This is a genomic window from Streptomyces palmae (assembly GCF_004684805.1).
GTDB classification, from domain to species: Bacteria; Actinomycetota; Actinomycetes; order Streptomycetales; family Streptomycetaceae; genus Streptomyces; species Streptomyces palmae.
Genome location: NZ_SRID01000208.1, coordinates 1 through 11,916, shown reverse-complemented (window position 1 = coordinate 11,916; position 11,916 = coordinate 1). Strand labels below are relative to the sequence as shown.

General features: G+C 73.1%; 12 protein-coding genes. 4 read left to right on the top strand and 8 right to left on the bottom strand.

Going from position 1 to position 11,916, the window contains the following annotated elements:
• Window positions 1-32 precede the first annotated feature (32 nt).
• On the bottom strand, window positions 33-353 hold the full coding sequence (locus E4099_RS20525) for a cupin domain-containing protein (protein WP_135340561.1): 321 nt from the start codon (window positions 351-353) through the stop codon (window positions 33-35).
• A gap of 1,132 nt (window positions 354-1,485) precedes the next feature.
• On the opposite strand from E4099_RS20525, the gene E4099_RS20520 reads away from it, so the two are divergent.
• The gene (locus tag E4099_RS20520) at window positions 1,486-2,259 is read left to right on the top strand and encodes a DUF1326 domain-containing protein (protein WP_135340560.1); all 774 of its coding nucleotides are present in this window, start codon (window positions 1,486-1,488) and stop codon (window positions 2,257-2,259) included.
• 360 nt (window positions 2,260-2,619) lie between these two features.
• Here the strand turns inward: E4099_RS20520 and E4099_RS20515 are convergent, their stop codons facing one another.
• Together E4099_RS20515 and E4099_RS20510 are read right to left on the bottom strand one after the other, a co-directional pair.
• Window positions 2,620-2,976, bottom strand: a complete 357-nt coding sequence (locus E4099_RS20515) for a hypothetical protein (RefSeq protein ID WP_135340559.1) — start codon at window positions 2,974-2,976, stop codon at window positions 2,620-2,622.
• A 310-nt stretch (window positions 2,977-3,286) separates the two neighbouring features.
• Window positions 3,287-3,898: a TetR/AcrR family transcriptional regulator gene (locus E4099_RS20510; RefSeq protein WP_135340558.1), complete on the bottom strand. Its 612-nt coding sequence runs from the start codon at window positions 3,896-3,898 to the stop codon at window positions 3,287-3,289.
• A 67-nt stretch (window positions 3,899-3,965) separates the two neighbouring features.
• Between E4099_RS20510 and E4099_RS20505 the strand changes: the two genes are divergently transcribed.
• A complete protein-coding gene (locus E4099_RS20505; RefSeq protein WP_135340557.1) occupies window positions 3,966-5,387 on the top strand; it encodes a DHA2 family efflux MFS transporter permease subunit in 1,422 nt (473 codons plus the stop codon).
• Window positions 5,384-5,605 (top strand): hypothetical protein, encoded by a 222-nt coding sequence (locus E4099_RS20500; protein ID WP_209446673.1) that lies wholly within the window; start codon window positions 5,384-5,386, stop codon window positions 5,603-5,605. The genes E4099_RS20505 and E4099_RS20500 overlap by 4 nt, the downstream gene beginning before the upstream one ends.
• Window positions 5,606-5,735: 130 nt before the next feature.
• On the opposite strand, the gene E4099_RS20495 is transcribed toward E4099_RS20500, so the two are convergent.
• From E4099_RS20495 to E4099_RS20475, 5 genes are read right to left on the bottom strand one after another with little or no spacing between them, the layout of a single operon-like run.
• A complete protein-coding gene (locus E4099_RS20495; protein ID WP_245245038.1) occupies window positions 5,736-6,548 on the bottom strand; it encodes an ABC transporter ATP-binding protein in 813 nt (270 codons plus the stop codon).
• A complete protein-coding gene (locus E4099_RS20490; RefSeq protein ID WP_135340555.1) occupies window positions 6,545-7,561 on the bottom strand; it encodes an ABC transporter ATP-binding protein in 1,017 nt (338 codons plus the stop codon). Before E4099_RS20490 ends, E4099_RS20495 begins: the two co-directional genes overlap by 4 nt.
• 5 nt (window positions 7,562-7,566) lie before the next feature.
• The gene (locus E4099_RS20485; protein ID WP_135340554.1) at window positions 7,567-8,454 is read right to left on the bottom strand and encodes an ABC transporter permease; all 888 of its coding nucleotides are present in this window, start codon (window positions 8,452-8,454) and stop codon (window positions 7,567-7,569) included.
• Window positions 8,451-9,404 carry an ABC transporter permease gene (locus E4099_RS20480; protein ID WP_135340553.1) on the bottom strand — a complete coding sequence of 318 codons (954 nt, stop codon included), beginning with the start codon at window positions 9,402-9,404 and terminating at the stop codon, window positions 8,451-8,453. Before E4099_RS20480 ends, E4099_RS20485 begins: the two co-directional genes overlap by 4 nt.
• Entirely contained in the window at window positions 9,401-11,023 is a 1,623-nt protein-coding gene (locus E4099_RS20475; protein WP_135340552.1) for an ABC transporter substrate-binding protein, read from the bottom strand. The genes E4099_RS20480 and E4099_RS20475 overlap by 4 nt, the downstream gene beginning before the upstream one ends.
• A 129-nt stretch (window positions 11,024-11,152) precedes the next feature.
• On the opposite strand from E4099_RS20475, the gene E4099_RS20470 reads away from it, so the two are divergent.
• Window positions 11,153-11,916 (top strand): LacI family DNA-binding transcriptional regulator (locus tag E4099_RS20470; RefSeq protein WP_135340551.1); only part of this gene is annotated, 764 nt, incomplete at its 3' end.

The following is an 11,916-nucleotide window of genomic DNA, read 5'->3' as shown; positions in this document are numbered from 1 at the left end:
GTGTCAGGGGGAGCGGGGTGGCGAGAGGTCACTTATGAGGCCGGGGCCGTGTCGGAAACGTGGTCGATGATGACCAGCGTGCCTCGGCTGCCGGGGCGCACGGCATGCTCTACGCCCGCTTCGACGATGTACATCTCCCCGGCGCGTACGTCGACCTCGGTGCCGTCGGCCGCCAACCGCAGTGTGCCGTCCACCACCAGCAGGGCCTCCGCCGCGTCATGGGATTCCGGTGGCAGGGGGCGTCCGTCCATCCGCAGCACCTTCACCCCCGTGGTACCCATGCGCCCGAGCAGGAACGATGCCCAGGCGTCCGGCAGTTCGGCGGCCGTGCTCCGTATGTCGACAACATTCATGGCATGCCTCCTGGCGGGCCGCCTCGCCAGCGGGCTGAATCAGCCGTCGGAGGCGTCCGTGGTCGCGTTCAAGGGATGCGGTGACGTTACGACACCTCGGCGCAGCGTTGGTCGACCGTTGGGTAAAACCTCTCCGCCGCGGTCCCGTCGCTTGAGCACGGGGGAGGGGATGGGTGAAGCATTGGGCGCGATGTTCCAGGAGCCGCGTGATCGGACGTACAGGAGGCCGGCTTTCCTCGGGGCGACGGCCGGTGCCGTGAACGACCCGTTCCCCTGGTAAAGGAGCGACCCGAGACCGAAGTCCGGGCGCAGCACGTGGAGCGAGAAGGCGGCCCCGTCGCGCTGGGTGATCCGTAGGGGCACCCGGCCGCCGGGATGCCGTAGGACGTAGGAGCCGGTCGATCCCAGCTCTCCGTCCCAGAGCGGAATCTCCTCCGGGGGATGCAGCCAAACGCGCCACCTTCTCCTGGTATGCATCTGGAGGCGTATCGCCTCCCGGCCGTCGGACTCGACCGGAACGATCGCCCGCGTCAGCGGGGAGCCGTGCGTGAGGATCTGCCGGGGCCCTCCGTTGCCGTCGGGCGGGCTGGTCAGCTCGACCCAGGAGCCCGCGGGCCGCTCCAGGTGGACCACGAGCAAGGCGGGCCCCTGAGGGTCGAGGCGGACCAACTGGACCCCCGTGCTGCCGCGGCTCTCCCAGCGCTGCCGCGCTCCCGTGTGCGCGGGCCACGTCTCATAGGGATCCGGAGGCGCGAGTGATGAGGACGGCGAAAGCGCGGAGGCCGGGCCGACTCGGGCAAGCTCGGCCTCCCTCCTGCGTCCCCGCAAGAGACCGGCGATCGCTCCCATCATCCCGTCAGCCACGTGGGGGATCCTAGCCGTTCGGGCCATGGTCAGGTGCCTCGTCTGCCCTCCGCACGCGCCTCATCCCGTCGGCCCGGACGCCCCGGTTCGGCCGACTCCTGCCCCCCGTGCTCCCCTCGGCGCTCCCATTCCCCATGACCGCCGGTGCTCGCCGCGCGGGCTCGGTGTGTTCCGCCGGCCCTCTTGTGTACCCCTAGGGGGTATGGCAACCTAGATCTCGCGAACATACCCCGCCGGGGTATGCGCGTCACAGAAGAGGAGCATTGCCATGTGCGGAGGAGCCTGCGGATGCGACACCAAGGGGAGTTCGGCCAGTGGCGCGACAGACGCGGCCACCGGCGAACACGGCGTGGTGCAGTCGGTGTTAGAGGCGGTGGACGAGGCGGGGGCCGGTGCGGGTGCGGTGCCCACGCGGGACTGGCATCTCCGCGGGGAGTGGTTCGACGTGTGCAGCTGCGGGCTCCCGTGCCCCTGTACCTTCGCCCAGGCGCCCACCCACGGGGACTGCCTGTTCACCCTGGCCTGGCAGGTGCACGAGGGGCACTTCGGTGACACGGACCTGTCCGGGCTCGGGGTGGTGGCCGTCGGCGAGTTCACCGGCAACATGTGGATCGATGACCCCAACGCCATGATGTCGCTGATGTTCTACATCGACGCCAAGGCCGACGCCGCCCAGCGCGATGCGCTGGAACGCATCTTCACCGGCAAGGAAGGCGGCTGGCCCGGCACGTTCGGCGCCCTCATCGGTGAGTTGCGCGGTATCGAGTACGCCCCCATCCGCTTCGAGGCCGCGGCCGACCTCGCGTACTGGGAAGCCGAGATCCCCGGCAAGGTCAAGGTCGGAGCCCAGGCCCTCACCGGCCCCACCGCCGACCCCAACCGCCGCGTCCAGCTCATCAACGCCCCCGGCGCCGAGGTCGGCCCCGGTCAGGTAGCCACCTGGGGCGTCGTACGCGACGACCACGCCACCGGCTTCGACTTCTCCCACCCCTACCGCGGCGGGTCCAGCAAGCACTTCCCCTTCGACTGGCGCCCCGAGTAGGCCTCCGACCCCCCTGCCCGTACGGCATACGGCTGCGACGGGCAGGGTGTCCGCACCGCGCCGTCGGCACCGAGCTTCGCGGAACGCGCTGCTCGGAGCCGGCGGCGCGGGTGTGGGTGGCCGGGCCGATCGGGCTCCGGTCAGGCAGAACCGATGGGGCCGTGCGCGGAGCGGTCGGTGCCGCCGACCGCCCTCGGGTCGGCACGCGCGGGCCGGTCGCCGCCATTGGCTGGGGGCGGGCCATCGGGGGGAGCGGTATACGGTCCGGCCGGTGAGGCTCACCAGCCGGACACCGATCCACGCCGGAACAGGCGCGGTCACGCGGGTGGTGGAAGCCTCCCATCAAGGAGAGGCCTCTGGTCAGCAGTTGATGTACTGCATCGACAGGTCCGAGAAGTACGTTCCCGTGGGTGAGGAGAGGTTGACGGGCGAGGTGTCGCCCTTCGGCCCCGCCCACTCGCTGTCCACGTGCCTTCCGTTGTTGAGATGCCCCCGGACGAAGGGGCACCGGCCGTCGGACTTGGTGTCCTTGACCGTTCCCGTCACGCGCGTGTAGTTGTCGCACCACTTGCCGCTGGCCACGCCCTCCCCTGACGAACGAGTCCAGTTTTCGGTGCAGCTGTTGGGGAGTCGGTGTGCGGCGGATGCGACGGGAGTGATGGAGAAGGCTCCGAGGAGGCCGAGTGACGCGGCCCCCCAGGCGACTGCTTTGCGCATGTTGAACACCCTTCGTTGATGGTTCGGCGTTCTGTGCCATCAGTGGCTTTCCCAGGCCCGCCCTGGCTGCAACGCGGTGGACGGAGGGCGGGGCCCTGGACGTGCCTGCTGAGAGCGGCCCTCGAGTGACGCTCAGCCGAGACTCGAACGCAGAGCCGTGTGCCGCGCCGTCGCCGCCCATCCCGATGGCAGGCCAAGGTCGAATCCGGCACCGCCTCGGCGATGGTCCGATCCGGTGCTGGGCGGCCTTCGGTGAGGATGCCGCCCCCGAGGCGAGCGGCCGTGCCGCCCGGACCCTCCCGTGTGGGGATCAGCCCGTCGAGGGCGCGCCGAGGATGGCGTGCATGCCGCGCAGCGCCCAGTCCTCCGTCTGGTCGTCGCCGTGCAGGAGCCTGGCCGGGGTGATGCCGGCGGCCAGGGACTCCAGTCCGTAGACGACCTGGGCCGCGTCCGTCCCGGGTGGGAGGTCCCCGGCGGCGACGGCGGTGTCGATGTCGCGGCGAAGGACTTCCCGCCAGCGGGCGCGGCCCTCGGCGATCCGGTCGTGCACGGCGCCGGTGCGGCCGTCGTAGTCGTACGTGACCTGGGTGAGCAGGCAGCCCCCGGAGTAGCCGGGGTCGGCGGCGTAGCGCACCCAGGACGCGCAGACGGCCAACAGCCGCGGCAGCCCCGCGTCGAGGTGGCACACCGGCTTCCAGACCCGGGCGCGGACGTCCTCCAGAACCAGCTCCACCGTCTCCAGTTGCAGCTTCTCCTTGCTGCGGAACTGGCCGATCACGCCCGCCTTGCTCATCCCCAGCCGGTCCGCGAGCCGACCGATGGTGACGCTGTCCAGGCCTTCGACGGAGGCGAGTTCGGCGGCGGCGCGCAGTACCGATCGCCGGGTTTCGAGCGCTGCCTGAGCCGATGCACGTCCTGTCATGCCCGAGAGTTTAGCAAACGACCGTACGGCATTGACGTACGAACGATCGTACTCTTAAATCCTCGCCATGACGCCTTCCGCCGCTACGGGCCGAGCCTCCCTCGCCCTGTCACTCGCCTGCGCGGGCACCTTCCTGAGCTTTCTCGACGCCACCGTGACCAACCTGGCGGTGCCGCCGATCGCCGGCGACTTCGACGTCTCGCTGACCACCGTCACGTGGGTCGCCACCGCCTATGTGATCCCCTTCGCCGCCCTGCTCGCCCCGGCCGGGCCGCTGGCCGACGCGGTCGGCCGTGCCCGCCTGTTCCTGGTCGGCGTCGCCGTCTTCACGGCGTCCTCGCTGCTGATCTCCGTGGCCCCGACCCTGCCGGTGCTGCTCGGCGCCCGTGCCGTCCAGGGCCTGGGGGCGGCTCTGCTGGTCCCCGCCTCGCTGGGGCTGGTGCTCGCGGAGATCCCCGCCGAACGCAGGCGGGCCGCGATCGGCCTGTGGAGCGCGGCGGGTGCCCTGGCCGCCGCGGCGGGACCCGCGCTCGGCGGCGTCATGGTCGAGGTGCTCGACTGGCGGGCGCTGTTCTGCCTCAACCTGCCGGTGGGCCTGTGGGTGCTGATCGCCGGAAGGAAGCTGCTGACCGGCGAGGTCCGCACCGGCCAAGGGCCCGACCTGCTGGGCGGCCTGCTGCTCGCCCTCTGCGTCGGCTCGGCGGTGTACGGCCTGACGCAGGGCCCCGAGCACGGCTGGCCCTCGGGGTACGTGCTGGCCGCCTCCGGCGTCACCGTGCTCTCGGGCGGGACGACCGTGGTGCGGGCGCTTCGGCATGAGCGGCCGGCGCTGCGACTCGACCTCCTCCGCAGCCGGTCCTTCGCCGTCGCAAGCGGTGTCTCCTTCGCGTACGGCGCCGCGCTGTTCACCACGATGCTGCTCGGCGTGCTCTTCATGACCGACGCCTGGAACTACTCCGCCCTGGAGGCCGGCCTCGCGATGAGCCCGGCCGCGCTCGTCACCGCCGTGGTCGGCATCGGCATCGGACGGCTTCCCGCCACCCTCGCCCCGCGCACGATGGTGGCGGCGGGCTCGGCCCTCATCGCCGCCTCGACGGCCGCCCTGGCCCTGCTGATCGACACCGAGCCGCACTTCTGGACGCTCTGGCTGCCGGCCGGAACGGTGATGGGAGTCGGCATCGGCATGGCCACCGTCGGCATCTCCAGCGCCGCCGCCTTCTCCGCCGCGCCCCGGCACTTCGCGGCCGCGACAGGCATGATCATGGCGGCCCGCCAGGTCGGCGGCGGCCTCGGCATCGCCGCCACGGCCGTGATCATCGCGGAGGTCTCGGGCACGGGCACGGAGCCGTACGCCGCGGTGTACTGGTTCGCCACCGCCGTCAACCTGGCCGCCGCCGTCGGCGGTCTCGCCCTGCGCATCGCGCCCCCGCCCGTGCCGCGACCCGCGGCCCCGGCCGCCGCCCGCACCCTCGAAGGAAGCCAGCGATGACCTCCGAGCCGGCCCGGACCCCCGTCCAGGACCCGCCCGCCGACCTGGCACGCGGACTCGGCGGCAGCCATGTCGACACCCACCACCACCCGCTCGCCGCCGACCCGGGCATCCACGCCGGCGACCGGGTCCACGCCAACGCCCGCGGTCACGCGGTCGCCTTCGCCGCCATCGCCACCACCCTGGCTCGGCGCGCCCGGAAGCACTCCGGCGACTGACCACGCCGGGTCGGCCGGGGGCGGCCCGGGCCACCAGCGGGCGCCCACTCCCTCACCCCCGGCCACCGCATCCTGGCGGCGTGGCGCCGCGGCGCCGGGCCGTCCCGGGAGCCGCCGACGCGGAGGTCGGTCAGGCCGGAGCGCGGCGGCTGTGGGCCACGAGGGCCGGGTCCCAGCCGCGCCGGGGTACGGAGTCGAGAAGCAGCCGTGTGTAGGGGTGCTCCGGGGTGTCCAGGACCCGGTCCACCGGCCCGGTCTCCACGACCCGGCCCGCCTTGAGCACCATCACCTGCTCGGCGATGTGGCGGACCACCGCGAGGTCATGGGTGACGAACAGGTAGCCGATGCCCGCCTCCCGCCGGATGGTGGCGAGCAGGTCGAGGATCTGCGCCTGGATGGACACATCGAGCGCGGCGACCGCCTCGTCGAGGACCAGGACCCGGGGCTCCACCGCCAAGGCCCGGGCGATGGCCACCCGCTGGCGCTGGCCGCCGGAGAGCCGCCGGGGCAGCGCCGCGGCCTCCCGCTCGCCGAGGCCGACCCGGCTCAGCAGGTCGGCGACCCGGGTGCGGCGGGCCGCCGCGTCCAGCCGGGTGTGCAGCCGCAGCACCTCCTCGACGCAGGCACCGACCGGCACCCTCGGGTCCAGCGAGAGGTACGGATCCTGGAAGACCATCTGGATCTCGCGGGCGCGGGCCAGCCGTTCGGCCCGGTTCCGGGGGCGGGCCGAACGGTCCCGGCCGTCCAGGCGGACGCTTCCGCCGTCCGGGCGCTCCAGCCCGACGAGCATCCGCACCGTGGTCGTCTTGCCGCTGCCGGACTCGCCGACCACGGCCAGGGAGGATCCCGGCGCCAGGGTGAAGGACACACCGTCGACCGCGGCATGGTCCCCGTACCGCTTGCACAGCCCCTGGACCACCAGTCCCCGCTCGGTACCGGTCACGGCTCGATCCCTTCGTCGGCGCGGTGGCAGGCGGCGAGGCCGTCCCCGTACCGCGCCAGTACGGGGGCCTCCTCACGGCAGCGCGGCTGTGCGTGGGGGCAGCGCGCGGCGAAGGCGCAACCCGGCGGTGCCTCGGTGAGCGAGACGGGACGGCCCGGGATCGGCCGGGGGGCCGGCGCGCCCGCCTCGATGCGCGGGGTGGAGGCGAGCAGCCCCGCGGTGTACGGATGGCGGGGCCGGGCGAAGAGCTCGTCGGTGCCCCGGGTCTCCACGATCCGGCCCGCGTACATGACGTACACCCGGTCGCAGACCGCGGAGGCCAGTTCGAGGTCGTGGGTGACGAAGAGCAGCCCGGTACCGCGCTCGGCCCGCAGCCGGGTGAGGATCGCGATGATCTCGGCCTGGGTGGTGACGTCCAGGGCGGTGGTCGGCTCGTCGGCGACCAGCAGGGCGGGTTCGGCCGCCAGGGCCGCGGCGATGACCACGCGTTGCAGCATCCCGCCGGAGAACTCGTGCGGGCGGCGGCGCAGCGCCCCCGGCGCGTCACGGATGCCCACGGCGTCCAGCAGCTCCACCGCCCGGGCGGTGGCCTCGGCCGCGGTGGTGCCGGCCGCGCGCAGCCCTTCGGTGAGGAAGTCGCCCACCCGGCGCAGCGGATTGACGGAGGCCCGCGGGTCCTGGAAGACCATCGCGACCTGCCGGGTCCGCACCGAGGCCAACTCCGCGCGGCTCATGGTGAGGACGTCGCGGCCGGCGATGCGGACCGCGCCGGTGGTCCGGGCACCCGCGGGCAGCAGCCCCAGGACGCTCCGGCAGGCCACCGACTTGCCCGAGCCGGACTCGCCGACCAGCCCGACCGTCTCCCCGGGCAGCACCCGCAGGTCGATCCCGTCCAGGATCGGCCGGGCCGCCTTGCCGTCGGGCAGCCGTACGCCGAGACCGTCGATCTCCAGGGCCGGCGAACCCGCCGGTGGGGGAGAGCCGGCGCCCATCGGGGTGTTCCGTTCGGTCATGGGGTTCACCGCTCCCGCTTCGCGATCCGGTCGGCGAGCCCCTCGCCGACGATGCCGAACGCCACCACGGCCAGCACGATGCACACCGAGGGCGCGAGGGCGGGCAGCATCGCCCCCTGCTGGATCGCCGACTGACCCTCGTTGATCATGGCGCCCCAGTCCGCGGTGGGTGGCTGCACGCCGAAGCCGAGGAAGGAGAGCGCCGCCAGGTCCATCAGGGCGTACCCGAAGTTCATCGCGGACTGCGCGAAGATGGTCGGGGCGATGTTGGGCAGCAGGTGCCGCAGGCAGATCGCCCGGCCGGACCAGCCCTGGACCCGGTAGGACTCGATATACGGACGGGCCTTCTCCTGCCGTGCCAGTCCGCGCACCAGCCGGCCCGCGTACGGGGTGTACGCCACGGCCATCGCGACCACCGGCGCCGTCATGCCGGGGCCCGCCACCGACACCAGCATGATCGCGAGCAGCAGCCCGGGGACCGCGAAGACCAGGTCCATCGAGCGGGACAGCACCGCGTCCACCCAGCCGCCCCGCCAGGCGGCCACCATGCCGATCACGGTGCCCAGGACGGTGGACACACCGACCACGACCAGCGGCCCGAGCAGCCCGGTCCGCGCGCCGTGCATCAGCCGGGACAGGATGTCCCGCCCCGACTGGTCCGTGCCCAGCAGGTGGTCCCCCGTGGTGCCGACCAGGCTCGACGCCAGATCGAGGGCCTCGGGATCGTACGGCGAGAGGACCGGGGCCAGGGCGGCGACCAGGACGAGCGCGGCGAGCAGCACGACGGCCGCCGTGAACAGCGGGCCCTGGCCGAGGACTCGGAGCAGGCGCAGACCGGGGCGGCGCCGCGGCATGCCGGGCGCGTCGGCCGCGGGAGGTGCGATGAGGGTCATGAGGGGCCTTCCCCGTGGAGGGACAACCGGGGGTCGATGAGCGGGACGAGGATGTCGACGACCAGGTTCACCACCACGAAGGCCGCCACGCTGAGCAGCGTGATCGCCTGGACGACGGCGAAGTCCTTGGCCGTCACCGACTGCACGAGCAGGGAGCCGATGCCGGAGACGTCGAAGGCGGTCTCGACGATGGAGGTGCTGATGAGCAGTCCGGCGAGCAGGGTGCCGCCGACGGTGACCACCGGGCCGAGCGCGTTGCGCAGCACATGCCGGCGGACCACGGAGCGCTCCGCGACCCCGCGCGCGCGGGCCACCTCGACGTGGTCGCGCCCGAGTTCGTCGAGCATCGCCGAGCGGGTCACCCGGGCCAGCGGCCCGGCGAAGGTCAGCGCCAGGGCGAGGGCCGGCAGCGTCAGGTGGTAGAGCCGGTCGCCGAACCCCTGCGGGGTGCCGCCCGGTCCGGGGAACCAACCGAGCCGGACGGAGAACAGCGAGACCAGCGCCATGGCGCTGACGAAGGAGGGGGTCGCCGTGGTCACCCCGGTGCCGAAGAGCACCGCGCGGTCGATCAGCCCGGGGCGCAGCGCGGCCAGCACCCCGGCCGTCACGCCCAGGACGGCGACCAGCAGGGCCGCGTACCCGATGAGCAGGGCGGTGCCCGGCAGCCGGGAGCCGATCAGCGCGCCCACGTCCTGGTGGTACTGGGCGGAGCGGCCGAAGTCGCCGTGCAGCACGCCGCCGAGCCACTTGGCGTACTGCACCGGCAGCGGGTCGTCCAGGTGGTACTGGTCGCGCAGCGCGGCCACCGCCTCCGGTGTCGCGGGGCGGCCGTGGAGCAGGAAGGAGACCGGGTCGCCCGGGGCCAGGTGGACCGAGCCGAAGACCAGCAGCGAGGTGGCGAACAGCACGGCGACCAGACCGAGGAGCCGCCCGAGGAGGAATCGGGTCATCGCTCCGCCGCCCCGATCGTGGCGGCCCACGGGTAGTACAGCTGGGCGATGCCGGTGGGGGCGCCGGTCACCCGCTTGCCGAGGAAGACCGAGTACGGAGCCTCGTACAGCGGGATGATCGGCAACTCGCGCAGTGCGATCCGCTGGAGTCGGGCGGTCAGCTCCGCGCGGGCGGCGGGGTCGGGCTCCGCGTTCGCCTTGTCGAAGGCGGCGTCGTACTCGGTGTCGGACCACCTGCCGTAGTTCCCGAAGTCGCCGGTGCGCAGGTACTGGTAGAACTCCAGCGGATCGGGGGTGTTGTCGTACCCGTTGGTGACGACCAGGTCGAGGCCCTGGCGTGCGTGCGGGTCGACGAAGATGCTGCTGTACGCCTCCGGGGCGACGGCCTTCAGTCGGACGTCGAGGCCGATCCGCCGGCCGGCCGCCTGCACGGCGTTGGCGACCACACTGATCTCGGGCGCGAGGGTGCTGGTCACCATGGTGACCTTCTTGCCCGTGGCCCCGGCCTCCTGGATGAGCTTCTTCGCCGCGGCCGGGTCGTACACCGGCTCCGGCAGGCTCTTGAAGTAGGCGTCGGCCTTCTCGGGGGCCAGCCCCCAGGCGCCGCGCGCGGCGGGGGCCTTGGCCGGGACGCCGACGCCGCTGGCGGCGGCCTTGATGAGGTTCTTCCGGTCGAGCGCCAGGGACAGGGCCTTGCGGACCCTGAGGTCGCCGAGGGTGCCGTGGAAGTCGAGGACGGCGAGGTCGGCCGCGGCGGTGTTGGGGCCGAACAGCACGGTGCCGCTGCCGCTGTCGCGCAGTCGGGCGAAGGAGGCGGAGGGCACCAGGTAACCGCCGTCGGCCGTCCCGGAGCGGAAGGCGTTGGCCCGGGCGGCGGCGTCCTCGATGAAGGTGAAGGTGACCTTGCCGGACTTCGGGGCCAGCGTCTTGTCCCAGTAGGCGGTGTTCCTGGTGAGGGTGATCCGCTCGCCCGGGGACCAGTCGGTGAGGGCGTACGGGCCGGTGCAGTCCACCTTGCCCTTGGGTCCGCCGTAGTCCTTGCCGGCCTTGGCGAGGAAGGCGGCGCTCTCCACGGTGCCGGGGGAGGCGGCCAGCAACTCGTGGAAGAGGACGTCGGGCCTGGAGAGCCGGATCGTCACCTCCAGCGGCCCGGTCTTCTCGATGGACCGGACGTTCTTGAAGGCCGAGGCCCAGGGGGAGCCGAGGGCCGGTTCGGTGTGGCGCCTGAGGGAGGCCACCACGTCGTCCGCGGTCATGGTGGCCCCGTCGTGGAACCTCACCCCCGGCCGCAGGGTGTACACCAGGGTCCGGGGGTCGGGCTGGGTGTACTTCTCCGCGAGGCCGGGTTCGATCTTCAAGTCGGGTGTGACCCGCAGCAGTTGCTCGCACACGTTGGCCAGCACGGTGTTGGGCGGGTAGTCGTAGGCCAGGGCGTAGTCGAGGGTGTAGGGCTCGGCGTAGAGGGACCAGGTGAAGGAGTCCAGGGCGCCCTTCGCCGGCGGTGAGAGCGCGGTGATCCGGTAGCCGGTGCCGTTCGCGGCGGGGACGGAGGCACCCGCGCAGGCGGTGGCCGCGGCGGCGGTGGACAGGAGGAGCGCGATGGTTCGGCGCAAGCGCATGGAGACCACCCCTTCACGGGTGTAGTGACGGGCGCTGGGGATGGAGCGAGTATTGATGCGGGAACGTTCCCGCACAAGGCTTTGCGGGAACGGTTTTGCAGAGCCTGAGGGGGTGGCAGCATCGGCCCCATGACGGAAGCTTCCAGCAGCGGGCACACCTCGCCGCCCACCCTGCCGCGCGTCCGGCTGGTCGACGTGGCCCGGGAGTCCGGCCTGTCCAAGACCACCGTCTCGGCGGCGCTCAACGGAACCGGACGGCTCTCCCCGGCGGTACGCGAGAAGGCCATCGCGACCGCGCGCCGGATGGGCTACCGGCCCAACGCCACCGCACGCCAACTGCGCGCGGGACGGGCCCGGTTGATCGGGTACGTGGTGGGCGAGTTCGCCGAGACCCCGTGGACGTTCCTGGAGTCGCCCTACTTCGCCAAGCTGACCGGAGCCACCGCGGCGACCGCGCTCAGGCGCGGCTACGCCGTGGTCCTGCTGCCGGCCGGCTCACTGCAGGACGAGTGGGCGGATCTGCCGCTGGACGCGGTGGTCGTCGCCGATCCGGTGGCCGACGACCGGATCGTCGAGGAACTGCTCGCCGCCCGGATCCCGGTGTTCAGCGACCGCTCCGTGGCCGGGCGGCCCGGGGCGCACTGGGTGGACGTCGACGCCGCGGCCGCCGTCCGCGAGGCCCTGGACCACCTGGCGGAGCAGGGCGCCCGGCGGCCCGCGCTGGTGCAGCCCGACAGCACCACCCGGTTCCACACGGGGGTGCTCGCCGCCTACCGCCACTGGTGCGCCGCGCACGGCCTGCCGGAGCGGGTGGTGCGGGCCGAGGCCGCCGGCAACGGCCCGGTGGTGCGGGCCGTCGAGACCGCGCTGGCGGGGCCGGGGCCCGGCAGCGC

Coding starts and splice junctions, on each gene's coding strand:
- E4099_RS20500 (WP_209446673.1), top strand. CDS start 5,384: ATGACCTCCGAGCCGGCCCGGACCCCCGTCCAGGACCCGCCCGCCGAC.
- E4099_RS20525 (WP_135340561.1), bottom strand. CDS start 353: ATGAATGTTGTCGACATACGGAGCACGGCCGCCGAACTGCCGGACGCC.
- E4099_RS20505 (WP_135340557.1), top strand. CDS start 3,966: ATGACGCCTTCCGCCGCTACGGGCCGAGCCTCCCTCGCCCTGTCACTC.
- E4099_RS20475 (WP_135340552.1), bottom strand. CDS start 11,023: ATGCGCTTGCGCCGAACCATCGCGCTCCTCCTGTCCACCGCCGCCGCG.
- E4099_RS20480 (WP_135340553.1), bottom strand. CDS start 9,404: ATGACCCGATTCCTCCTCGGGCGGCTCCTCGGTCTGGTCGCCGTGCTG.
- E4099_RS20510 (WP_135340558.1), bottom strand. CDS start 3,898: ATGACAGGACGTGCATCGGCTCAGGCAGCGCTCGAAACCCGGCGATCG.
- E4099_RS20520 (WP_135340560.1), top strand. CDS start 1,486: ATGTGCGGAGGAGCCTGCGGATGCGACACCAAGGGGAGTTCGGCCAGT.
- E4099_RS20490 (WP_135340555.1), bottom strand. CDS start 7,561: ATGACCGAACGGAACACCCCGATGGGCGCCGGCTCTCCCCCACCGGCG.
- E4099_RS20485 (WP_135340554.1), bottom strand. CDS start 8,454: ATGACCCTCATCGCACCTCCCGCGGCCGACGCGCCCGGCATGCCGCGG.
- E4099_RS20515 (WP_135340559.1), bottom strand. CDS start 2,976: ATGCGCAAAGCAGTCGCCTGGGGGGCCGCGTCACTCGGCCTCCTCGGA.